Source organism: Pseudoalteromonas sp. JB197, from assembly GCF_002332205.1.
GTDB classification, from domain to species: Bacteria; Pseudomonadota; Gammaproteobacteria; order Enterobacterales; family Alteromonadaceae; genus Pseudoalteromonas; species Pseudoalteromonas nigrifaciens.
Window position 1 is genome coordinate 169,489 of the sequence record NZ_NRGZ01000002.1, and the last position, 22,701, is coordinate 192,189.

Here is a 22,701-nt window from a genome sequence, read left to right on the forward strand (position 1 = left end):
GTTACGAAGTAACCTGATGTAACAACCTTCCTTTTACTGCATGTTTTTTTAAGCTAATAGCTGTTTTATTAAAAGTAAGCGCGCAATTAAACCCACATACCAATATTAATGCTACCTATGCATAATTTACTCAGCATATTAACCTGAGGTAATTATGAATAAACAGCAAAAAATAAAACACTGGCAAGGCATTTTTGAGCAGCAAAAATCGAGTGGTTTAGCCATCATTCAATTTTGTCGTGATAACAACATTAACGCATCGACTTTCTATGTTTGGCGTAAACGCCTTTCTGACGAAACGATAAGGGTTAAAAAGCAACAGGTGATCCCGTTTGTTATTCATGAGCAAGCCTTTACACACCCTTCAATCATTAAACTCACCACACCAAACGGCTATCAAATAGACTTCGAGTCGACATTAGCTAACCAAACGCTAGCCAAATTATTGAGCGTACTGTGACACCTTGCACCCACCAAGTTTACTTGGTCACGGGATTCACCGACATGCGAAAATCAATCAATGGGTTAAGTATTATTGTCAGCGATACCCTATCTCTCGATCCTTTAAGCCAAGCGTGGTTCGTTTTTTGTAATAAACAACGCGATAAATTAAAAATTTTGTTTTGGGATACCAATGGTTTTTGGCTTTATTATCGTCGCTTAGAGCAAGGACGATTTCAATGGCCAAATCATGCTCAAGCACACGTAGCCATGGGGATTGAACAACGGCAGTTACAATGGTTATTATCTGGCTTACCGGTAAATAATAAAACCCGCCACTCAACTTTATCAGGGTTATCAGTGATATAAATTAACCAGATCGTTTTTTTTACTTGAACGATCTTTCCCATGTGTCATGCTATTAAAATGCCAGACACTATTCTCATCACCGAACTACAAAATCAGCTTGCACTTATGCAGGCTAAGCTTGATGGCTTAGAAAAAGATAAAATTTCACTGCAAGAAGATAAGGTTGAAATGCAATCGCGGATTGACCACTTGCTTGCTGAGCTTAAGTTAAGTAAATCCCAAAAATACGGTAAAAAAAGTGAAAAAGCCCCACGGGGCACCTTCAATGAAGCGGAGCAGCATAAAACGACTGAGCCGCCTAAACACCATAAGAAAGGTAAACAAATACTGGCTGAGCACTTTGAACGAGAAGAGGTTGAGCACACCTTAACCGAGTTAACGTGTCAGTGTTGCGGTGAACAACTACATCAATGTGGTAGTGAAGACAGCGAGCAAGTGAAGATTATTCCGGCGAAAGTCAGTGTCATTAAGCACAAACAATTTAAATATGCTTGCAGACATTGCGAGCATGAACAATTGGCCAGTAAAATAATCACCGCGCCTAAACCCAAGCAGCCTATTCCTGGCAGCATTGCGAGTCCAGAAGCGTTATCGGCGGTTGTTACGGGCAAATACTGCGATGCCTTACCGCTTTATCGTTTCGTTGACATACTGGGCCGTGGCGGCCTTGAACTATCGCGCGGAACATTAGCTAATTGGTGTATTAAAGCGGGCCTGCTAATCAGCCCCTTAGTGGCAGCCATGCAACGTCACTTGCTTAGTGAGCACAGTTTATGTGCCGATGAAACCCGTACACAAGTGTTAGATGAAGGTGACAACCCTAGCAGCAATTCCTACATGTGGGTTTATCGCAGCAATGAGGTCAGCCGTGAGCCTGTCGTGATTTACGATTACCAAGCAGGTCGAAGTCGCGCTTGCGCAAAAGAATTTCTTGCCGGTTATCAAGGCTATTTACAGTGCGACGGTTACCGTGTTTATGACGGTATTGAAGGCATTACCCCTGTTGGTTGCTGGGCACACGCTAGACGCAAATATAACGATGCCTTAAAAGCAGAGTCGAAAAACAAAGGTCGAGCGCATAAAGCCATCAGCTTTATCAGCCAATTATATAAACTGGAAACCCACGCTAAAAACAAACAGTTATCTCCTCAAGCGCGGTATCAGTTACGACAAGAAAAAGCCTTACCCATATTAATGCACTTTAAAGCGTGGCTTGATGAAGCCGAAGGTAAAGTAACGGCGGGGAGTTATATTGGCAAAGCGATAAAATACACGCTTAATCAATGGCCGAAATTAATGCGGTATAGTGAAGATGGCGAACTAGGGATTGATAATAATATTACTGAGCGAGATATTCGGCCGTTTACCACTGGTAGAAAAAACTGGCTATTCTCAAAATCGGTTAATGGTGCTCAGGCCAGCGCGATACTTTATAGTATTGTGATGACCTGCCGTGCCAATGACATCAATCCTTATTACTACTTTGTGCATTTATTTAAAACGTTGCCGAATCGAGATGAGGGTGATGATGATTTTACCGACCTAATGCCGTGGAATGTGCAGCTAGACTTCGATTATAGCTAAGCGCACTGCTTAAATGCGCGCTTACTATTAAAATATGCTGAGCACTTGCTAATACATGCTCAGCAACCCGCACACTATCTCGCGCTAAGTACTAGCTGCGGCCAATATTATTAATAAAAACGAATATTACTAAGCGTACTGTTAATCAGCTTTAAAACAGTACGCTTAGCAGTTAGCCACAACTACTAGTTAACCTTACGTACTTATCGGCAAGCTCATCAATAGCTTCACTATGGGTTGGGTCTGGCTTAATACAATCAATTGGGCAGACACTTACGCAAGTAGGCTTATCATAATGACCTACGCATTCAGTGCATTTACTGGGATCTATTTGATATATTTTAGCCCCCATATAAATAGCCTCATTAGGGCACTCTGGATCGCACATATCGCAGTTAATGCATTTACTATTTATGAGTAGAGCCACTTTTTAGCCTTTCCAATTCAAATCCATATAAAACATATAGATAAAATAAAAACAGATGCAATTAGACTGATTTTAAAACAACTTTAGTTTAATAAAAACCACTGTTTTTCATTAAATCGTAGCACACATTCGTAACACACCATTTTATTTTTGGGTGTAAATTACAGCCGCGGATTATGCCTATTTTTCTCTGTTGCTTTGTTGATCTTAATCAATAAAAATCGCCGCAAGGCCTTTACTTGTAAAGGTTATAGCAAAGCTAATAAATTTTTATCTAAATCGTCCTTTTGTAGCGCTTACACATAGCTATATACCGCTGTCTTTGCTTACAAAACCTATAAAGAGCTTTTACTAGGTGGTGCAGATTGATTTCTTATAAAAGCAGGGATATCAAAAATATCAGATGCTTTTGGCTTAGTGGTAACTACTTTAGAGCTTGACTCACTTTTAGTGTCATCAAGTATCATTTTTGAACTCGCGCCCGTAGCAATAACCAGTAGCTCATAATTGGTTGCTAAGCTTTCTATTTTTGACACACCACAAATAACTAACGCGTTTGGGCTAACCTGCTGACGCACGGTATCGGTAATGAGGTTATAACTACCCAGTGAAATTTCATCTTTGCAGTTTACTTGCACAATAACGCCAGTACTTGATGACATATCAACTTGGGTAACCAGCGGGTTGTTAAGTGCCCCATCAAGCGCAGTAGTTAGCTCGCTTTCTTCATCGCATTTACCGACACCTAATACCGCATCGCCCTGGCAATCCATAATTTTAGCAAAGTCATTTAAATCAACGTTTATTAGGCCTTGAAAGCAAAGCATATCGATTAGTGACTTGATCAGTGAGTGAAGTATTTGATTTGAATGTTTAAACGCATCGAATAATCCTATATCGTTACCAAGCACCTCAATCAGTTGATCGTTAGGGAGCGTAATAACCGCATTAGCATGCTCTTTGAGCTCATTTAGACCAGCTTGCGCTATATTATTTCTAAACTGCCCCTCACTACTAAATGGCAATGTAGCAACAAATATAATGGGCTTACCTTGTTCATTAGCAAGTTGAGCAATATACGGGCTGGCGCCAGTCCCAGTACCGCCACCCAACCCTGTTGCACACAGAATTATATCGCAGCCATTAATAAGCGTTAAAAGCTGCTCTTTACTCTCTTCTGCCGCTTGCAGCCCAACTTTAGGGTCTGCTCCAGCACCGTAACCATGAGTGAGCTCTTCACCTATAAGTACCGCTTCATCACTTTGCGTATGCTCAAGTACAACTTTATCGGTATTTACGCTGTACAAGAATGCCTGATCAGACTCGCGTTGTTCAAAAATACTGTTAAGCGTATTACAGCCACACCCACCAATACCAAATACACCGATTGATAAACCATCATTTTGCTGAATTAATTGAAACATAACTACTCCTTAACTTTTAAAGGAGCATAACAAATAGGTGCGTCAACTTTTGACGCACCTAAGTTTGAAATTAATCAAAGATAGTTTGTAGTAGCAGCTTTAAGCTTGCTAACAATTCTTTGCCGCAGCTTTTCAGGTTTAATAACTTCCAGCCAATGTGCACATTTAAATAGCTCATCAGTGAGCTGCTCGGTATTAATAGTTTGGTAGGTAAGTAATACGTTTTTATCGTCAATCTTTTGCTTATCAGTCAGCTCCCCAAGCTCAATAAAGCCTTGATTAACCGCCGAATGAATAGGTACTTTTACAATTAACTCAATCGCTTCTTGCTTCATACCTTTATTAATCGCACTGCGTAACGATTTTAATTGCTCAGTGCTTGGCTCACGTCGTGTCTTTTGCAAAATGTGTACATTACGAATGCGGTAAACCGGCATTTGATAACACTTATCGTGAAGCGTCCCCACCATAAACTGCGCCATTAACACACCGCCTTGCTCAACTATGTTATAAAAACTCAACTCAGCAAACTTTAACCAATGTGCCTCATCGTAAAGTACTCTATAAAGCTCAGCGCTCACTGCACGCTTATACTTAATCGCATGCTTAATTTGCGCCACTAACTGAGTATCAATATTCACTTTTAAAGAAGGCTTAGGAAGGGTTGAAAGCCAATCTGGCACATAGCCATTAAAGCGTTTGAGTGCTTGTTCTGCTTTAATATGTACCGACTGCTTAACGTCACTGGGGACTGATTGCGGTAATAACTGCTCCAACAATAAATAATGCTCAGCGACTTCACTGCTCATTATTTTTAAGTTACCACCCCGCCACTGCGAATTAATAGACCAACCATACGGTTTACTGCGCGTGTCTTTTTCAAGGCCAAAACAACCTTGGTCGTATAGTGATTGCAGGTCACGCTGGAGCATGCGGGTTGAAATATCAAAGTCACGTTCAAGCAATTTTTGCTGCAACTGGTGGGTCGAGATAGAGCTTGGTGCTATTGGCACAAGCTCTAAAATTGAAAAGTGACGGCGTGAATTCATTGATAACCTTTTATATCAACATTCAAAACCATACTTTTCTCGGTGGCACTTCATGTATTCGTGTGTTTCTGGCGGCATTTTAAGTTGCATACTTTTATCAACCGATAACTTATTTAAATCTGATTCGCTTATCAAGTCTGATATCAAGATAAAACCATTCGAGTCAAAGCTTATCAAGCCTTTATCAAATAACGCATCTAAATGTGCAGCAAGCAACAAACCATTGAATGGGTCTATCCTTTCATGGGCCTCAGCATCGCGCCAGGCCTTGATATGTGAAGCACGGAGTAAATCTCTACATTTTATGCCTGTTAATGCGCAGCCTTTCCAAATATCATCTAAAGCTGCTCTATATCTTCCTTGCCCAATTCTGATCTTAACAAGTGCATCTTTTTCCGTTTCATTTAAGCCTTTAGATTCAGCTATTTTATCAAACGCTTCATCTATTTTATCTTCTGATATGGCATCGATATGCTTCCCTGCAGATAATGGCGTAATCAAATTTGTTGAAAGCACTTTAATCAGGTGTTCATAACTAGCTTTATTTTTAGATTCTACTTCAAATTTCAACTTTAATTTACTTTGTTCAGGTTTTTTTAAAAAACTAGAAAACCCAAGATCGTCTAGAAGCTCATTGTCGTTTGGCAATGTTATAGTAACTGTGCAATCGCTTTGATTACAGCGGATACTTAAGCGCGGCCCAACTGAATCCCTACCAAATTTGAAAACATGACTTTCTGTACGATCAAACCAGCCATATGGAAAACTAGGTTCTCTATACTCCTCAAGAAAGCCAAGTAGTTCTTCAGTTAACTTATAAACTTTAGGATTTTTTTCAAGCCACTCTTTAGTCTTCTTTCTTTCTGATAGATTAGGTGTTCTTTTGGTTTTTGTTAAATCTGATTTTTTACTATCATTCATGACTCTTTTCCCTTTTAATTTATAACCTTAAGTACAATGCTTTATTGTAGACAAATATTTAACAGATTCATATAACAAACCCAATCTTCTGCTTCCCACCTTCTTTTAGGTCGTTTTGCTCTTGTAAAATCGATAACATTCGCTCTTGTGTCATTCGCTTTTTTGAAAACTTCATTTGCCTTTTTACAATCGCAAAGTCACCTGGTGTGAGCTTTGTAAGCTTGAATAACTCATGCATTAGGTGCTTATTTAACACTCCTGGACCTAATGTATCTTTAAATAATTGCTTAGCCTGTACCGGAGTCAAATAGGTTAAATTTAAATTAAAATCAAATCGCCTCATTACCGCTTTATCTAAATTTTTAGCAAAGTTAGTTGCGGCAAAAAGTGGGAGTTGAAATTGCTCCATATAGCATAGTAATTCATTAACTGTTTGCACTTCCCAATTTGCCGTTGCTTGTTCGCGGCTGCACAACAAACCATCAGCCTCATCAATAAATATTGCACTTCCTTCTTGTGTAGCTTGTTTAAATAGTTGAGCAATATTTTGCTCACTTTCGCCAACCCACTTGCTTAATAAGTCTGATGCTTTAACTGAAATAAGTTTGAAATCAGCTTTTTCGCATAAATAATTTACAAAAGCTGTTTTACCTGTGCCTGGCGGGCCAGTTAGTAGAGTTCGTGAACTCGAATACTCAATTACAGCCTCTTCTACCTGTTCGAGTGATGCATATTCAGACTCTATATTCACCATTTTAGGGTTAAACTTTTGCGCTGCTTGATAAGTTAATTCATGAGCCGAAAAGCCGCATGCAGTTAAGGTATCTTGAATATTCTCTTCTATGCATTCACGCGCGGTTTGTGCTTTAAATCCGCATAACCTAGCTACATGTACAGCTTTAGCGATATGAGCTGGAAGTAAGTTTTGTTGAGCTGCTAATTTGCTAATAAAACTGTTACCAACACTTAAGCCTTTAACATATTTACCGATCATTTTTTCTTTAGTCGTTTTACTTAGTTCAGGAATTTCGTAAACAATATTAAATCGCCTAATAACGCTTTGTGGTAAATCCTCTAAATGATTAGTGATCCAAATACTCACTACAGGGTGATTTTCAATGTAAGTATGAAGTAATTCCTTTGAGAAGCTTTTAGAGAATAAATCACGCTCAAAAATATTTTCACACTCATCCAGTAACAGCATTGTTTTTTTACGCTTGCCAACCAACTTACTCACCACATTAAAGTGCTCTAAACGCAGCTCAGAGCTTGCGCTTCGGCTATCGAGCTCGTTTGTTGGGCTTATTAAATTACTACCTTTAGCTTGCACCTTAAGCAACTGCGAACCACACGCTTGCGCTATATATTTCGCCAATGAAGTTTTACCCGAACCTGGCACACCATAAAATAGAATACTTAATGCTTGATCACCCGTCTCAGTCGCATTTTGCGTAGCTTTTAGTAAAGTATTTAAATCTAAGTGAGATAAATCAGCAGCGCTAAGCTCAGAAGCTTCACAAGGAGAGACCAAGTTAGATAAAATATCACTTTCACTATTTAACTTACCCTCGAGAAGACTTTTAGCAATTGCGTTTGGTAATATTAAAAACTCATCTTCCCCAGCAAATATCTCCATATCCATTGAATACATGCCAGATTCAATAATTAATCCAATTTGCTTGTTGAGTAGTGCTTCATCAATACCAATCACATAAGCTATTTTTTCTAAAATAACGCTCGCGTAATCGTCACGTAAGTATTCGACAAGTTCGCGCAATGGCTTACTGAGCGTCATACAGCAAGAAAAAATAACTAATGGAGTTACCGCTTTTGGTAGATCAAACGCTTTACAAAATATATGCACATTTTTTTGTAACGTTTTAGGCATTGTGTTTATTGCTAAATGATCTAATCGCAAGATCAAATCATCAGCATCTAAGCCCTGTAAATTTGTATAGCTAAAGCCCGAAATGTTACATAAAGCCTTTTTAAATAGCTTATCTTGCCAAAGCTCTTCTACGTCGAACTCTTCTAATAATTCAGTGGAAAAGTGTGCCACAATACGTTTTAATTGAGGGGTTGTGTTCATGCTATGTACCTAGTTATTGTTAATCAATGAGTACATAGTAGCTGGGTGAAATATTTTTAGATCACGTAAGAAAAGCAAACACAAAACGGCATAAGCCATTGAACTTAAAGTAAATAAAAAAGGTTTTTCTTTTTTTATTTAGAAAAACAAACGTAAAAAAATAAGTGTTTGTTTTATAATGAATATTATAGCAATATACAGACTATAACGTTGAAATGGACTTTATATGGAAGAAGTTAATTTAAAACCAGGCTCGGTAGATAACCCTATTGTTTTAAAGAATAAGCATCAAAATACTAAGCTCACCCAAAAGCATCTAAAAAATAGTAAAATCTATATACATAGACCACTACTGCAAAAATATACTAAAAATAACAATGGTGAGAAAGGGTTTTCTTTTGACAAGGCTCCCGATAGTTTTGAATCTTTTACCAATAACGTGATTTCAAATCCCAATTTGAAACCTATTGATATTAAAGTAGTTTTAGGATTATTTAATATCTTGGATCAAATCAGTGCAGGTGAAGGAGTTGTTTTTATTTGCAGTACAAATGAACTTGTATATCAATATTATGGTGAAGATAATTTAGAGGTTCACTTTACAAATATGCACACCGCCGATATTGAACTTACTCCGCTTCATGAACTCATATCAAAAAAGCTCAACTCAAAAATTAGTAACGACAGCTTAAACAAGGTTTTAATTAGACTTGATAGCTTTCACTATATAAATGTCACGCCCATTACTTACCAAAATTCGGAACTTGGTATCAACGATAAATCATTAAAAAAAGGAAAAGCATATCTAAAATTTATAGAGATTAACGATATGATGAACTCTAAATGCTTAGAAAAAATTTGGATTTAGGGAAGCATTCAAACTTTATTCGAATTACATGAAAGTACACGAAATATGAACATAGATGAATCAAAATTATCAAGTAGTGAATTAGCAGCAGCTTGGTTTAGAGCTAACCCTTCTTTTGAAAAATCCAGTAATTTATTGGCTATTCATATATCTACTTACTATAAAGCAGGTACTAAAAAATGGCGTCGTGATTCACCAGTAAAAATAGTCTTTGGTAGTAATGGAGAAGCTGGTCGTATTTCTGTGACTCCGAAACCTAATCAAAATAAAATAAAAGTAAGATTTGTACCTTTAAATAAAGAGGATCGAATTACCTCATTCATTGATACAGCTAGGTTCCAATCTATTGATATTTCACTTACGAAAGGTCAAAGTAAAGATCTTTCTACGATTGAATTAGTTACGCCAATTGACCATACATCATTAACTGAATCTTTGAATATGATAGATCAGATTATTAATAACTTTGACTTCAGAGACTTCGATAAAAAAATCTAGAATTTAGCACTATGCTTAAACTTAATGAAGAGGCAATTACAGATGTTATTACTGCTACAGAAATAAGAAGAAAGTGCCCAGAATTTAATACAATGGTGTTAAATGAAGCTCAAATGGAACAACGTTTTCAACAATGGTTACAACGTCAAAATATAAAATGTAATGCTCAAGATCGTGATGGCTTATTTCGCAGAGATGTTACTTTCACAAAAGGCGATATTTACACAATTGCAGAGTTAAAACATACAAGCTCAACTAGACAAGACATTGAAGCCGCAATAGGCCAATTACTGAGATATCAGCTGTATCCATTAGCACAAAAACCAGGCGATGAATTATTGATAGTTTCCGGTAACATTCCTGAAAAAGAAGATATTCAATGGCTTAAACTAATTAAAGAAAGGTTAGACTTACCTCTATCTTTCTTATACGAGTCAGAAGGTAAGAACGATTTTTTAAGCGTTGAAGATTAATATCTAGTATCAATATCCAACCACATAAAAACCACTCCTGGTATTTAGCTAATTAATATAAATTAGCTAAATACTTTTATAAAATAGCCTCCGATGAGGATACCCCAAAAATATTGAATGTATTTGCAAATATATGAGAAGCTTAAAATAGGTACACGGTATTGAGAAACTTTCGTGGTACTTACAGTACAAATATTAAGACAGTATTATTTCATGTTGTAGTTGCGTAACTCTGTTGCCGAATGCATGCAGCAGAGCATCACTATTTAAACCCCAACGACCACTAAAAAAAGGCACTACAATTAGCAAACTCTTGTCTATTTTACTCCAATATAAAGTACGCTTTTCTCCTGTATCTACTGTGATAATTTCACTTTGAATCGAGTCAACACCATCAGCACCGGCAAAGAACATTAGGAAATCCTTTAAGTAATTTACCCCTGTGCAGATAATTAGTTTTGGCTGATACTGTTTACGAAGAGCAACATAAAACGAGAAGCGATTAAAAAAACACCAGTTATTAAATAGGTATTTACTAGCAAACCCCGTTACTGTATCAAAGCCATGTTGATGCCATAAATCGTCAGCAGTAGAATTAAATGCGATAGGATATAAATTAAGCTTAAACAACTCTTTACCTGATAACTGCGCTACATTTCGATAAGACGCTAGTTGCTGGTGTTGGATAACCTGATAAAGCTTAGCAAATCTCACTCCATAGGGGTAACTAATACTATCTTCCCAGTCAAAATCTGTTTTTTTAACAGGTATAGCACTTCCTTGCATCTGCAACTTCAGACGCTCATAGTATTCATACGCAGCGGCTGACTCTAGCCCCCACTCTATACCACACAACCAAATATCAGCTTCTGGATTACCACCATCACAGCCGCTAAAAGAGCAAACCCAGGGTTTTATTTTTTCCAACATTACTTATCTCCAAAGCTCTTTTATTACGTAGTAAAAAAGTTAATACTAAAATCAGCCCTAGCTATAAAGTATTTCCCTTTCAAGTTATAAAGATCTACGTCTCTTTATTCGCTTTCACATTTTGCGCTTGCTCAAATATTTCTTTATAAACTTCATCGCGGCTAATTGGCGGGTACTTAAATTTAGCGAGTATTAAAATCAGCTCTACTTTGAGCGATGATTTAATATCATCGCGGTTATTCCAATCAACAAATTTTACCTTGTCGTCTACAATTACTTTTACCGCTTGGGCAAGCTCAATTAGCTTATCTTCGGGGTAGTCAAAGTCGTACTTAACCGCTAACATTTTTAGGGCGTCGTAAAAGCCTTTTTCTTCAATATCAATGCCTAGCTCGTCTCCGGCGTTCATTTCGTTGCGTACGCTGTAAATCATATCAACCATGCTTTCTGAAAATTCATCAAGTACGCTACTTACCAGTACGTCATCTTCTTTTCGCTCGTTGTAGCGCTGTACCAGCGATTCAAAGCGTTTAGTAAAGTCGATACCTTGGGTTTGGTTTACTTTTTTAAGCTCGCCTATGGCTTTGGCTAGCATTTGTTGCAGTATTTTTATTTTGGTATTGGGGAGTTTTATTTTTTCTATTTTGGCGATGTAGTCGTCATTAAAAATGTCGATTTCGCCGCCGTCTTCATTGCCGAGTTTAAATACCTCTTCTACACCGTCGCTTTGCAGGGCTTCGCTTATCATTTCACGAACTTTGGCGTTCATTTGCGCAGTATCGGGCGCTTCGCCTTTAGTTAGCTTGTAAATAATCGAGCGAATGGCAAGGTAAAAGTGAATATGGTTACGCTCGTTTTCGTTTATTTTTTCACTACCGCAACATACATCGTAAGCGGCTTTTAAGCGTTTAACTAAATCCATAAAGCGCTTTTGGCGTTTTTCGGTAATTAGCGCAAACTCAGCTGCGTGGTTTAAGCAGTTTAATTGGGCTACGGCTTCACCGGTAAAGTATGGGCTGCTGTCAAATTTATGGAATAACTCGGCTAGTAGCGCTAAATGGTTTTTTACTTCGATAACCGAGGCGGTAATATCTTCAAAATTGGTTTCATCTGTTTTTGAATACTGCGCTAACGCTTTATTCATTTCAGATTTAATACCAATGTAGTCAACCACTAGGCCTTTATCTTTACCTTCAAACTGGCGATTAACCCGCGAAATAGTTTGTATTAAGCTGTGCTTTTGCAGTGGTTTATCTATGTACATGGTATCTAAAAATGGCACGTCAAAACCGGTTAGCCACATGTCTACCACTATGGCTATTTTAAAGTTTGAGTTTTTGTTTTTAAATTGCTTATCAAGCTCTTTACGCTCGTCTTTACTGCTAAGTAAATTATATAAGCGCTCAACGTCGTCTTTGGCACGCGTCATTACCATTTTTACTTTTTCAGAGGGGGCGGCAATACGGCCTTCGCTAATAGCGCGCTTTCGCTCGGTATCTGATAGTTTTTGCGCGTTATCCTGCTCGTTTAAAGAGTCGACAACATCAAACCACTGTGGGCGCAGTTCTTCTAGTTTTTGATACAGCTGATAGGCAATCCCGCGCGAGCTACACACAAACATAGCCTTTCCTGCAACCGTAGAGCCTTCCTCAGTGCGTTTCTCATAATGTTCAACAAAGTCCCTTGCTAACACTTTAATGCGGTCAGGATCGCCTAGAATACTATTCATGTTAGCGGTGGCTTTTTTACTGTCTTCTATTTGCAGCTCGTTACTGCCTGCATCGGCGCATTCTTTGTAATAGGCTTCAATTTCTGCCAGCTTGCTGTTGTTTAAACACACCTTGGCAGCGCGGCCTTCGTACACAATGCGTACGGTTATTTCATCTTTAACCGACTCAGTCATGGTGTACGAGTCAACCACTTCACCAAATACATCTAAAGTCGCGTCTACTGGGGTGCCTGTAAAACCAACATAGGTGGCGTTTGGCAGTGAGTCGTGCAGGTACTTTGCAAAACCGAAGGTCTTTTTTACACCCTTTTCTGTAATGGTAATTTTTTGATCAAGATTTACTTGGCTACGATGCGCCTCATCAGAAATACAAATAACATTAGTACGGTCGGTTAGTAGCCGAGTGTCTTCGGTAAACTTATGAATAGTCGTTAAAAACACACCGCCACTATTACGGCCCTCTAGTAACTCACGTAAGTGAGTACGGCTGGTCACTGTTTTTACCGTGTCATCGCCAATGTAGGTTTTAGCATTACCAAACTGCTGCGAGAGTTGATCGTCTAAATCGGTTCGGTCGGTAATTAAAATAATGGTGGGGCTTTTAAGTTCAACGCTTTTCATCAACAAGCGTGTTAAAAATTGCATGGTGTAACTTTTACCGCAACCCGTTGCGCCAAAGTACGTACCGCCTTTACCATCGCCTTTTGGTTTTAAATGCCGTTTTATATTTTCGAACAGCTTATTAGCCGCGTAATATTGTGGGTAACGCGGCACAATTTTTATCTCTTTTTTGCCCGCGCTTTTATTGTCAGAATCAGGGAAGAACACAAAGTTGCGCATTACATCGCGCAAGCGCGCTTTATCAAACAAGCCCTGCAATAAGGTATGTAACGAGTTAATCCCCTCTTGCGCTGTGAGCTCTTGCCCCGTTACTTTACCCCACGAATAAAAATACTGATACGGCGCAAACAGGTTACCCATTTTGTTGTTTACGCCATCGCTTATAACGCACAAGGTATTAAACACAAATAACTGCGGAATAGCGCGCCTATAACGAACAGTTAACTGCTCATACGCTTCAAAAATAGGGGCTTGCTCGCGTATTGCGCTTTTAAATTCAAACACCACCAGCGGCAGGCCATTTACATATAAAATCCCATCGGGAATGCGCAGTTCAATATTGTCGTAGCTTGTGGGGCTTTGTATTTCTAACTGAGTAACAAACCGGTAAATATTGTCGTCTTGCAGGTAAGTAACGCTCGCTTCATTCACGTTATCGAGAGCCATATTACCCAAAGCAGCCATAGCACTGCCTGCTATTAGGCTACTTTTAATGCCTTGCTCAACGTTATCGTAATCAAGTAGCTGAATGTACAAATCTTTTTGTGCTGCGTTGCCTGCCACCATGCCTCGCTCGCGGCTTACTTCCCGTTTAAGCAAAAACCCATCACTTAGCCACTTACAAAAGGTTTTATTGCTCTCGTATAAGTCACTGGCTGGCAGCCTTTCAAGTCGAGCAATTATTGAGTCTACTTCGCCGGTGGTAATATTATTTTTAGCGTAGCGCTTGGTTAAAAAAGCACGGAGGTCGTCTTTAATTAATACATCGCTATTATTGCGGTTGAGCTCACCACCTAATAAATGCGGGTAGCCTTGCTCGCCTAATAACTCAACCACCGCTTGTTCTAATTTGGCTTCAGTAAATTTCATCTATTTAGCACCGTCCGCTGGTTTATTCATGTTAGTTATTATTTTTTAAACGTTTATTTTTAGCTACAATGCGGGAAGTATTCTCGCAACAACTTCATCATATTTCGTTTTTGCTTAAACTTCTTAGCCAATGTAGTAATCATTTCATATAATAGCGTGCAGTCGGCATTTTTGTCTTTTAAGCTTTTTTCTATTTTAATTAATAAATTAGTTGCTTCACGATAAGCGTCATTATTAGTTTGTCCAATTATGTTACTAAGTGATTTGTGATACAAGTCAATCGATTCTTGTGGGTATTGCGCCATAATTAAACCAGCCAACGTTATCAATTGACTCGACTTAACCTCATGTTTTGCAGCCCATGAACGTGCTTTTTCAATGTCATTTTGATCAATATAAAAATCCAGTAATTCACTCGGATAATTAGTAAAGCGATAAGCCCCTTGGTTTGATTTAGCCCCTTGTTCTGACAAAGAAAGCAATAGCTGCTCTACCTTTTGCGCAAACTGCGCATCAATTATGCCGGTTTTTTGTTGCAATACGTGTAAATCTTTAAAGCCATTAAAAATCGGGTTATCTACAAATAACTGCCACGCGATTGCCCATGCGGCTTTAAATTCTGACAATTCAAGGCGAAGTTCTATTTCATCGCGTTTACATGCAAGCACTTCATGTGGCTTACTTGCCCGTTGATACGCTTGCTTTAAATAGTACTCGGCATCTAACAGCTCATTACGGTCTTTGCAAAGCGCACTTATTTTTAAATAATCCGACGAGTCATGGGCTGTTAGTTTAATTAAACGCAGTTGCGCTTGCCAATCATCCTGCCCTTGCGCTTGTTTTATTAATATCGACGTAAGGCGTGTAAGCGCGCTTTTTTGCCTCCAATCACTAAAGTCAACGCCCGCGTGCAGTCGCTTTTCTATTGCAGTTGTACACAGTGCTAAAAACAAGGTATTTACACTGGGTGTTATATCAAAGTCATGCGGTACACTCGGGAATACATCGTATTTGTAGTCTTCAAAGTGTTCAAAAATCCACTGCGCTTTTTGCTCATCAGACCAAGGCAGTTGATTAAAAAGCTCGGTCAGGTTTTGGTTAAGCTGCTCTTCTAAATCAAAGCGAAAGCCGCCGGAGTCATCAATGTCTTCAAGTACGGTGTTTAAACGCACCACGGCTTTAAAATTTAACTGCCATTGCTGATCAACGGGCCGTTTTTCTATCGCAGGAAATATCATTTCAAACAGTGAATCTGCATCAGCAAAATAGCTACGTACTTCATTCCAGCCCCATACTGATTTTTTAGGCAAAGCTTTAGTGATAAGTTTGCTTAGCTCACCTGTACTCATGGCTTGCTTGTCGTTTGACATCATAAATACCCATTTATCGTATTCATGCTCTGACTCATCTAAAAAACCCATGATTATATCGGCAAGTTCGTTAGCCGGTTTATCTAAAAACCACGCCATTAATGCCCCGCGTTCGTTGCCTTGTGTTGTAGCATCGGCGTTTGCATTGGCTAATTCAGTAGCAGATAAACTATTAACTTTGAGCGCCACGGCTATGGCATGTTTACATACCTCTTGATAGTCGGCTGCGGGGCATGTGCAGCTTGCCATACATTGTCCGCTTTCACTATTTTCTAAGGTGACTTTGTATTTATACTGCCCCGCCACGCTCGCCATTGCTTGATCACCCACAATAAGTAACTTACTGACATTATTTGATGCGTACAAACCATAACCCAAATCGTAAGTTTTACTGGCCACGCGTTGCTCTATTTCATTTAAATCAAACATACTCATTCTTATTCACTCATTGTGTTAATTGGCAAAGCATGTGGTTAAAAAAGCGCGTAAGCCTTCTTTAATTAATACATCGCTATTATTACGACTAAGCTCACCGCCCAATAAATGCGGGTAGCCTTGCTCGGCTAATAACTCAACCACCGCTTGTTCTAATTTGGCTTCAGTCAATTTCATCAAACATCCTTATTGTTTTTATTTTAAATGGTTAAGTGCTCAATTAAGGTTATTAATCTACTACTTCTTCATCACTGGCTACATCGGGTATTTGTAGTTCACCAGAGATGAGTTTGGGTAATAACGTGTCACGTAGGTTTTTAAGGGTTTTGCTTTGATTATTATTCTTACGAATTTTTAAAAACAAACCTTCAACGTAACTTTCATATTCATTTAATACTAAAATAGTTGGTACGACTAAGGGTAAACTGTGAATATGATTTCGATTTAAAGTTGGCACAGCCGAACCTGAGTTAAACTGTTCCAATCCTAAAGTAGATAGTAAGTGAAATGCATGATACGGATTAGATTTTCTATACTCTTTTATCCACAAAGTTGTATTTAGCGGCCAAAAATCATCATGCACAAAAGTTATAATCCCTATTTTTCCACTTCTTCCGGTTACAACTCCAGGGCCTTTAGCTTTAAACTCAGAGTGGGTTCCATCTTGGCCACTTGATACAATCAGTGGATAATTACCATTATATTAGGCGACAATTAGCTTGGCCGAGTCGCGACAATTAGGTTGACCGGTTTTGGTACACTTCAGATATATCAAATTCAACAGAGAAAGATATGTCTGGAAAACCCATAACCAAGCAACAGGTTAATTTATATATGTCTTATCGTAAGGATCATAAACAAACAACAGCCGCAGCTCAGTCTGGTATGTCAGAGCGTACGGCTCGGCGCATCGACTCAGGTCAACATTCAACAGAAAATACCCCCAGAATCTATCGAACACGCAAAGACCCATTTGATGGTGCGTTTGAAGAACATCTAGTGCCATTACTCAAAGCAGATCCTAAGCTTCAACCTATAACGTTATTAGATCAGCTCGATACCCTCATGCCAGGTAAGTTTGGTCACAACCATTTACGTACGTTACAGCGTCGAGTCAAAAAGTGGTTAGCAACTGAAGGGCCAGAGCAAGAAGTTATCTTTCGTCAAAAGTACATGCCCGGATTTATGGGAATATCTGATTATACTTGGATGAACAAACTTGAAATATCCATTGCAGGCCAAGTATTCTCTCATAAGCTCTTTCATTACAAATTAGTGTTTAGTGGCTGGACATATGTTCAACTTGTCTTTTGTGGTGAAAGCTTCGAATCACTTTCTACTGGTTTACAAAATGCATTTTGGCGTAGTGGTGGTGTACCACAAACACACCGAACCGATAGCTTAAGTGCTGCATTTAATAACCACTATGAACAGGAAACGTTAACTGAACGTTATCAAAAGCTATGTGCTCACTATAGCGTCGTTGCGACGCGTAACAATAAAGGTGTGGCTCACGAAAATGGGGCGATTGAAGTAGCGCATAGTCATTTAAAACGAAAAGTAGATCAGCAGTTACGATTACGTGGCAGTCGAGATTTCGCGACAATTACCGAGTACCAATCGTTTCTTGATGTAATTGTCGCCAAAATTAATCGCCAATGCAAAACTCGATTTGATGAAGAACGAAAACATTTAAATGATTTGCCTAAACGTCGCACCAACGACTTCTGCGAGCAATACGTTAAAGTCACATCAAGCAGTACCATCAGTGTTAAACGCGTGACGTATACCGTACCTTCCAGACTGATTGGTTATCGATTACTGGTACACATTTATGATACCCGGCTGGATTTATTTCTTGGTCATGAAAAGACGTTATTCCTAACCAGAGTCTATGCTCAAGGACATCTAAGATCACGCGCAGTAGATTATAAACATGTGATCCACTCACTGGCGAAAAAGCCTAATGCGTTTAAATACTCGCAGTTACGAGAAGACTTGATCCCAGAAGGTGATTTCAGTTTATTGTGGCAGCAGTTAACATCTGAGCATGTCAGCGATAAAGACTGTCGTTATATGGTTGAGCTATTGTTACTCGCTCATAATTATAATTGCGAGCAGGCTCTTGGTCGTTATGTCTTGAAAAACCACGAGCAAGGTAAGCGTATAACCATTGATATGTGCCGTAAATTGTTTGGTCCTAGCACGGTCGTCATACCAAATATTGTCAGTCATCAACACAAAATAAGTGATTACGATAGTTTACTTGGAGGGTTACATGGCTAATGTTCAAAGCTTACCAATATTACTCAAAGAGCTGCGCTTAAGTGCGATAGCCAAAGAATGGGAGGCTCTTGCCCAAAAGGCTGTTTCACAGGAGTGGGAGCCAGAGTTATTCCTTGCCGAGCTATGTGAGCTTGAAGCTAATCATCGTCATGAAAGTCGATTAAAACGGTTACTTAAAGAAAGTAAATTACCCGTAGGTAAGCAGCTTCATCAATATAACTTTGACGAAGTAGAAGGAGTTACGTCACTGCAAATCAAACAAAAAGTTAGTCAGATTGATTGGCTTAGACAGGGCCATAATATCTTATTGTTTGGCGCTAGTGGTTTAGGGAAAACTCACTTAGCTTGCGCTATTGGCTACTCATTACTTGAAAAAGCAGTGCGCGTTAAATTCAGTACTAGTACGGCTATTGTTCAAGAACTTCAACGCGCGAAAGAAACGCTGGGTTTAAATGATGCCCTAAGAAAACTTGATAAATATGAGCTATTGATTTTGGACGATATCGGCTACGTGAAAAAGACTGATAGTGAGAGTCAGGTATTGTTTGAATTGATTGCTCATCGATATGAACGAGGTAGTTTGTTGATCACATCCAATCAAGCCTTCAGTGAATGGGATAACATATTCGGTGACAACATGATGACAGTTGCCGCTATAGACAGACTTGTTCACCATAGTAATATCTATCAAATACAAGGTGAAAGTTACCGTAAAAAACAAGCAATGAAACTAAACTCAAATACCGGCCAAGTTAATTGACGCCGACCGGACAAGTTAGTTGACGTCTAATACCATTAGTACGTTTAGATTTTGGTAAATCAAAACCACGTTGTAAAACTAGCATATCCTCAAGACATCCACCTTCCCAACCCTTTGATATCCAGCCTAGTTGTTCATTGTGTTCGAACTCATTGGGGAAGTGGGCGTGGGGTTAATATGTTAGGGTTGGCGCTCACGTTTGCTTTAACGGGTGTTTCAGCGGGTGTTTCAGCGGCTTTTTCTGATACTTGTACTGCTGCGTGTGTTTGCGCTTGTAATTCGTGCGCGAGCGCACTGAGTGAGGCTTTGCATTCGGCCGCATTTTCTAAACTGTTTAGTGCCGCTAAGCGGCGCTGTGCTTTTTGTATTAACTCGTCAGGCAGACTAGTTTCAAGGTTTTCTAAGTTAAAATCAACGCTGGCAAGGAGGTTGTCGAACACCGGATCAAAATCAACAAACCAACTTTTAAACAACGCCTGTGCCATTTGTTCTAAGGTTTGGTTTATCTTTTGATTTAATTCTATTTTTCCTGAAATAGCAGATAAATGTTCGGCTATCTTAATTTGTGCACTTATTGGTGGTTCAGGGATTTTAAACTTTGGTATATCTGCACATTTTAAACTTTCAAAAATTGCACCAGGGTTTAAATATTTTGCAACCTCATTCCACCACTCCTTACCATGAACAGCCCAACGAAGATATTCTGGGTGAACACGCTCTCCCTCTGGACGTAATAAAACTAAGTTTTGCCCTAAAGCAAATTTAGAGTTTCTTGGGACGTAAACAGTTTCACCAGAGTTACATCTACGAGATAAAATAATATCTCCGTACATTGGATTTGCTTTTCGTGTCCAATGTTTGAAATCATCTTCTGAAATTAGTCTGGGATTAGCATCAAAATTAATCCGGCCATTATCCATTTGTGGTATCCCAATATAAGGGATACCACATTCAACAGCTTTGGGGGTTTTATGATCACAATCTATTAATCGTACCCCAAGCTCTTTTAAAGAAGTGGATTGCCATTTACTCCCCATAACCCAACGCCTCCAAGTTTTTACGAATGGCTTTATCAAGCTCATCGCTTTGCTTCATTTGGCTATCAACAGCACCCACTATTTGTTTATTCATTATCTTGGCCTTTAACTTGCTGACTAAGCAATTGCGCTTGTACGCGTTCGCGCTCTTTTTGTAGTTCTATGCGCAGCTCTTCTTCGCTGGGTAAGTGGGCTAAATATTTTGCGGCAAAGAGTTGTTTTTGGTCGCTCAGTACGGAGTATTTAACAACGGCTTCGCTTTTTTCACTGCATAAGACCAAGCCAATAGTAGGGTTATCGTCGCTGCTGGTGTGTAGGTCGTCGTACAAACGAATATAGGTATCCATTTGGCCTATATCTTGGTGTTTGAGTTTGCCAATTTTTAAATCAAGCAATAAAAAACACTTGAGTTTAAAATTGTAAAAAACGAGATTGATATAAAAATCTTCGTCATCAAAGCGAATGCGTTTTTGGCGCTCTACAAAAGCAAAGCCTTTACCAAGCTCTAATAAAAACTGTTGTAAGTTATTTATAATGCCTTGCTCTAGGTCGTTTTCTTGATAGCTTTTGTCTTGCAGGTTTAAAAAATCTAAAATGTAGGGATCGCGCAGGTAGTCTTTTGCGGATTCTGCCAATACTTGTGTGTTTTGTTGGGCTTCATGCTCAACGGGTTGTTTTTCTTTGCTAGACAATAAGCGTTCGTAATATAGCGTACCTATTTGACGTTCTAAGGCGCGTACACTCCAGTTTTGTTGACTGGCCTCTTGCATATACCATAAGCGAGCATTTTCATTTTCAATGCGGATAAGCGTTGAATAATGCGACCAACTCAATTTGGCAGACACTGTCTGCCATTTTGAAAAGGCTAAATAAAAACTGCGCAGTTTATAAATATGAATGACCAAAAACATATCCAACAATTTTCACAAAACAGTGAATCAACAAACACACCTAATCCATTACGCAAATTAAGAAAGGCTGAAAGTGTGCTTAATATTGTTCAAGCTGAGATCCCTCAACCATGCATCATTGTACCCGCGATATTAACTGCCGGAGAGGCTACGCTACTTGCTGCCGGAGCTGGCTCTGGAAAAACCTATATATCTCAGTATATCGCTGCGTGTGTTGCTGCTGGCACTACTAGTTTTGGTAATGAGCCGTGCGAAGCTAAAAAAGTTTTTTATATTGATGCTGAATTAGGTTTGCATCAGATACAAGCACGTTTTGGCAATATTTTTAACGCGATAGGCGCTGAGCCTGGCGGCCAATTTTAAATCACTACTTTTAACATCTAATGATATTTAACAGCGCCGCTGTTATGATTAAACATAACTTCAACAATAATTAAGTTTTGAAATGATAAGCGGTTTTAATAATGCCTAATTACTCTCTTGATGATTTACGTTATTTTTGCACTATAGTGCAATTAGGTAGCTTTAAAAAAGCATCCGAAAGTCTAAATGTATCATTATCAACCTTAAGCCGCAGAATACGTTTATTGGAGCAAACTCTACAGTTAACCTTACTTAATCGAGACGCTCATCGCGTTACATTAACTCATACAGGGGAGCTATATTACGCTCGCTACTGCAAACTGTTTGAGGAAGTAGACGCCATAGAGCAAGCGTTATCTGATGAGAAGCAGCAACCAAAAGGTAAAATTAGAATTTCTGCGCCAATTTACATGGGCAAGCATTTTTTAAGCGCTATTTTTTGTGATTTTTTACTGCTGTATCCAGAAATACAGTTAGATTTACGTTTTTCAAATGACTTAATTGATATCGAAAAAAAAGGCATTGATATTGCTTTTAGAGTAAGAAACCCTGCTATTGATAATTGGGTTATTAGAGAGTTGAAACTCACCCATAATATAATATGTGGCCGCCCTAACCAAACCACTCATTTAATTACCCACCCTGAGCAATTAGAAGAACAACCCAAAGTTATTTGCTTTGGATTAGCCCCGTGGCAATTAAAAAATAAACTGACTAATGAAGTGTATAACGTTGAGCCAAAAAAACACATTAGGCTTGAAGTTGATGAAATTCAAATGATGAAACATGCCGTAGAATCGGGTGTTGGCATTAGTTATATACCTGATTATATTGCATTGCCATTAATAGAGTCAGGAACGCTTGAGCGTATTCTTCCTGATTGGCAAAGTGAAGGGCAGCCTTTTTCTATGCTTTATCGCGACAGAAAACAAATCCCTCATCGTGTGAGGTTACTAATAGACTATACCTTGCAACACTTTAGCTAAAGCGCTGCAAGGTATTTTTTAATAACTCAGCCTCAGTACCA

General features: G+C 38.8%; 22 protein-coding genes. 10 read left to right on the plus strand and 12 right to left on the minus strand.

From position 1 onward, the window contains the following. Nucleotides 1-154 precede the first annotated feature (154 nt). Genes CIK86_RS15985 through CIK86_RS15995 form a run of 3 tightly spaced genes read left to right on the plus strand, consistent with a single transcriptional unit; the run spans nt 155 to nt 2,394 of the window. Complete coding sequence (locus CIK86_RS15985) at nt 155-460, plus strand: hypothetical protein (protein WP_013465796.1); 306 nt, start codon at nt 155-157, stop codon at nt 458-460. Beyond that, nucleotides 457-810, plus strand: a complete 354-nt coding sequence (gene tnpB / locus CIK86_RS15990) for an IS66 family insertion sequence element accessory protein TnpB (protein WP_254910727.1) — start codon at nt 457-459, stop codon at nt 808-810. The genes CIK86_RS15985 and tnpB overlap by 4 nt, the downstream gene beginning before the upstream one ends. Nucleotides 811-849: 39 nt before the next feature. After that, a complete protein-coding gene (locus CIK86_RS15995) occupies nt 850-2,394 on the plus strand; it encodes an IS66 family transposase (RefSeq protein ID WP_086960352.1) in 1,545 nt (514 codons plus the stop codon). A 172-nt stretch (nt 2,395-2,566) separates the two neighbouring features. Here the strand turns inward: CIK86_RS15995 and CIK86_RS16000 are convergent, their stop codons facing one another. The 5 genes from CIK86_RS16000 to CIK86_RS16020 all read right to left on the minus strand — a co-directional run bounded on the left by CIK86_RS16000 (nt 2,567) and on the right by CIK86_RS16020 (nt 8,304). Next, complete coding sequence (locus CIK86_RS16000) at nt 2,567-2,821, minus strand: YfhL family 4Fe-4S dicluster ferredoxin (protein ID WP_086993288.1); 255 nt, start codon at nt 2,819-2,821, stop codon at nt 2,567-2,569. 335 nt (nt 2,822-3,156) lie between these two features. Then, nucleotides 3,157-4,245 carry a cell division protein FtsZ gene (locus tag CIK86_RS16005; protein WP_086993289.1) on the minus strand — a complete coding sequence of 363 codons (1,089 nt, stop codon included), beginning with the start codon at nt 4,243-4,245 and terminating at the stop codon, nt 3,157-3,159. A gap of 74 nt (nt 4,246-4,319) precedes the next feature. Next, nucleotides 4,320-5,294, minus strand: coding sequence for a WYL domain-containing protein (locus CIK86_RS16010; RefSeq protein ID WP_254910701.1), 975 nt, complete (start codon nt 5,292-5,294; stop codon nt 4,320-4,322). Nucleotides 5,295-5,309: 15 nt separating this feature from the next. After that, on the minus strand, nt 5,310-6,215 hold the full coding sequence (locus CIK86_RS16015; protein ID WP_086993290.1) for an HNH endonuclease signature motif containing protein: 906 nt from the start codon (nt 6,213-6,215) through the stop codon (nt 5,310-5,312). A gap of 67 nt (nt 6,216-6,282) precedes the next feature. Then, nucleotides 6,283-8,304 (minus strand): ATP-binding protein, encoded by a 2,022-nt coding sequence (locus CIK86_RS16020; protein WP_086993291.1) that lies wholly within the window; start codon nt 8,302-8,304, stop codon nt 6,283-6,285. Between the two features lie 226 nt (nt 8,305-8,530). Between CIK86_RS16020 and CIK86_RS16025 the strand changes: the two genes are divergently transcribed. From CIK86_RS16025 to CIK86_RS16035, 3 genes are read left to right on the plus strand one after another with little or no spacing between them, the layout of a single operon-like run. Further along, the gene (locus CIK86_RS16025; protein ID WP_086993292.1) at nt 8,531-9,172 is read left to right on the plus strand and encodes a hypothetical protein; all 642 of its coding nucleotides are present in this window, start codon (nt 8,531-8,533) and stop codon (nt 9,170-9,172) included. A gap of 45 nt (nt 9,173-9,217) precedes the next feature. Beyond that, nucleotides 9,218-9,670, plus strand: coding sequence for a hypothetical protein (locus CIK86_RS16030; protein WP_086993293.1), 453 nt, complete (start codon nt 9,218-9,220; stop codon nt 9,668-9,670). An 11-nt stretch (nt 9,671-9,681) separates the two neighbouring features. Further along, the gene (locus tag CIK86_RS16035; protein ID WP_086993294.1) at nt 9,682-10,143 is read left to right on the plus strand and encodes a hypothetical protein; all 462 of its coding nucleotides are present in this window, start codon (nt 9,682-9,684) and stop codon (nt 10,141-10,143) included. Between the two features lie 195 nt (nt 10,144-10,338). Here the strand turns inward: CIK86_RS16035 and CIK86_RS16040 are convergent, their stop codons facing one another. The 5 genes from CIK86_RS16040 to CIK86_RS16055 form a co-directional block, all read right to left on the minus strand. Then, nucleotides 10,339-11,073 (minus strand): hypothetical protein, encoded by a 735-nt coding sequence (locus CIK86_RS16040; RefSeq protein ID WP_086993295.1) that lies wholly within the window; start codon nt 11,071-11,073, stop codon nt 10,339-10,341. A 94-nt stretch (nt 11,074-11,167) separates the two neighbouring features. Then, nucleotides 11,168-14,512 (minus strand): HsdR family type I site-specific deoxyribonuclease, encoded by a 3,345-nt coding sequence (locus CIK86_RS16045; protein WP_096317108.1) that lies wholly within the window; start codon nt 14,510-14,512, stop codon nt 11,168-11,170. Nucleotides 14,513-14,571: 59 nt separating this feature from the next. Further along, nucleotides 14,572-16,311: an SWIM zinc finger family protein gene (locus CIK86_RS16050; protein ID WP_176359676.1), complete on the minus strand. Its 1,740-nt coding sequence runs from the start codon at nt 16,309-16,311 to the stop codon at nt 14,572-14,574. A 24-nt stretch (nt 16,312-16,335) separates the two neighbouring features. Then, nucleotides 16,336-16,494 (minus strand): hypothetical protein, encoded by a 159-nt coding sequence (locus tag CIK86_RS19265; protein ID WP_176359677.1) that lies wholly within the window; start codon nt 16,492-16,494, stop codon nt 16,336-16,338. Nucleotides 16,495-16,546: 52 nt separating this feature from the next. Then, a complete protein-coding gene (locus CIK86_RS16055; RefSeq protein WP_086995950.1) occupies nt 16,547-16,900 on the minus strand; it encodes a restriction endonuclease subunit S in 354 nt (117 codons plus the stop codon). Between the two features lie 209 nt (nt 16,901-17,109). Between CIK86_RS16055 and istA the strand changes: the two genes are divergently transcribed. Together istA and istB are read left to right on the plus strand one after the other, a co-directional pair. Beyond that, complete coding sequence (istA, locus tag CIK86_RS16060) at nt 17,110-18,603, plus strand: IS21 family transposase (protein WP_086996774.1); 1,494 nt, start codon at nt 17,110-17,112, stop codon at nt 18,601-18,603. Further along, the gene (istB, locus tag CIK86_RS16065) at nt 18,596-19,363 is read left to right on the plus strand and encodes an IS21-like element helper ATPase IstB (RefSeq protein WP_086996779.1); all 768 of its coding nucleotides are present in this window, start codon (nt 18,596-18,598) and stop codon (nt 19,361-19,363) included. Before istA ends, istB begins: the two co-directional genes overlap by 8 nt. A 149-nt stretch (nt 19,364-19,512) precedes the next feature. Here istB and CIK86_RS16070 read toward each other — a convergent pair whose 3' ends face one another. Next, nucleotides 19,513-20,400: a restriction endonuclease subunit S gene (locus CIK86_RS16070; protein ID WP_086998173.1), complete on the minus strand. Its 888-nt coding sequence runs from the start codon at nt 20,398-20,400 to the stop codon at nt 19,513-19,515. 86 nt (nt 20,401-20,486) lie between these two features. After that, entirely contained in the window at nt 20,487-21,245 is a 759-nt protein-coding gene (locus CIK86_RS16075) for a PDDEXK nuclease domain-containing protein (protein WP_254910760.1), read from the minus strand. Between the two features lie 48 nt (nt 21,246-21,293). Between CIK86_RS16075 and CIK86_RS16080 the strand changes: the two genes are divergently transcribed. Continuing rightward, on the plus strand, nt 21,294-21,674 hold the full coding sequence (locus tag CIK86_RS16080; protein WP_086998249.1) for an AAA family ATPase: 381 nt from the start codon (nt 21,294-21,296) through the stop codon (nt 21,672-21,674). A gap of 101 nt (nt 21,675-21,775) precedes the next feature. Continuing rightward, complete coding sequence (locus CIK86_RS16085; protein WP_244181085.1) at nt 21,776-22,660, plus strand: LysR family transcriptional regulator; 885 nt, start codon at nt 21,776-21,778, stop codon at nt 22,658-22,660. The last annotated feature ends 41 nt before the right edge of the window (nt 22,661-22,701 follow it).

Bases quoted from the DNA above. Each gene is read 5' to 3' on its own strand.
- CIK86_RS15985 (WP_013465796.1), top strand. From the start codon at position 155: ATGAATAAACAGCAAAAAATAAAACACTGGCAAGGCATTTTTGAGCAG.
- CIK86_RS15995 (WP_086960352.1), top strand. From the start codon at position 850: ATGTGTCATGCTATTAAAATGCCAGACACTATTCTCATCACCGAACTA.
- CIK86_RS16005 (WP_086993289.1), bottom strand. From the start codon at position 4,245: ATGTTTCAATTAATTCAGCAAAATGATGGTTTATCAATCGGTGTATTT.
- CIK86_RS16010 (WP_254910701.1), bottom strand. From the start codon at position 5,294: ATGAATTCACGCCGTCACTTTTCAATTTTAGAGCTTGTGCCAATAGCA.
- CIK86_RS16015 (WP_086993290.1), bottom strand. From the start codon at position 6,215: ATGAATGATAGTAAAAAATCAGATTTAACAAAAACCAAAAGAACACCT.
- CIK86_RS16020 (WP_086993291.1), bottom strand. From the start codon at position 8,304: ATGAACACAACCCCTCAATTAAAACGTATTGTGGCACACTTTTCCACT.
- CIK86_RS16025 (WP_086993292.1), top strand. From the start codon at position 8,531: ATGGAAGAAGTTAATTTAAAACCAGGCTCGGTAGATAACCCTATTGTT.
- CIK86_RS16030 (WP_086993293.1), top strand. From the start codon at position 9,218: ATGAACATAGATGAATCAAAATTATCAAGTAGTGAATTAGCAGCAGCT.
- CIK86_RS16035 (WP_086993294.1), top strand. From the start codon at position 9,682: ATGCTTAAACTTAATGAAGAGGCAATTACAGATGTTATTACTGCTACA.
- CIK86_RS16040 (WP_086993295.1), bottom strand. From the start codon at position 11,073: ATGTTGGAAAAAATAAAACCCTGGGTTTGCTCTTTTAGCGGCTGTGAT.
- CIK86_RS16045 (WP_096317108.1), bottom strand. From the start codon at position 14,512: ATGAAATTTACTGAAGCCAAATTAGAACAAGCGGTGGTTGAGTTATTA.
- CIK86_RS16050 (WP_176359676.1), bottom strand. From the start codon at position 16,311: ATGTTTGATTTAAATGAAATAGAGCAACGCGTGGCCAGTAAAACTTAC.
- CIK86_RS19265 (WP_176359677.1), bottom strand. From the start codon at position 16,494: ATGAAATTGACTGAAGCCAAATTAGAACAAGCGGTGGTTGAGTTATTA.
- istA (WP_086996774.1), top strand. From the start codon at position 17,110: ATGTCTGGAAAACCCATAACCAAGCAACAGGTTAATTTATATATGTCT.
- istB (WP_086996779.1), top strand. From the start codon at position 18,596: ATGGCTAATGTTCAAAGCTTACCAATATTACTCAAAGAGCTGCGCTTA.
- CIK86_RS16070 (WP_086998173.1), bottom strand. From the start codon at position 20,400: ATGGGGAGTAAATGGCAATCCACTTCTTTAAAAGAGCTTGGGGTACGA.
- CIK86_RS16080 (WP_086998249.1), top strand. From the start codon at position 21,294: ATGAATGACCAAAAACATATCCAACAATTTTCACAAAACAGTGAATCA.
- CIK86_RS16085 (WP_244181085.1), top strand. From the start codon at position 21,776: ATGCCTAATTACTCTCTTGATGATTTACGTTATTTTTGCACTATAGTG.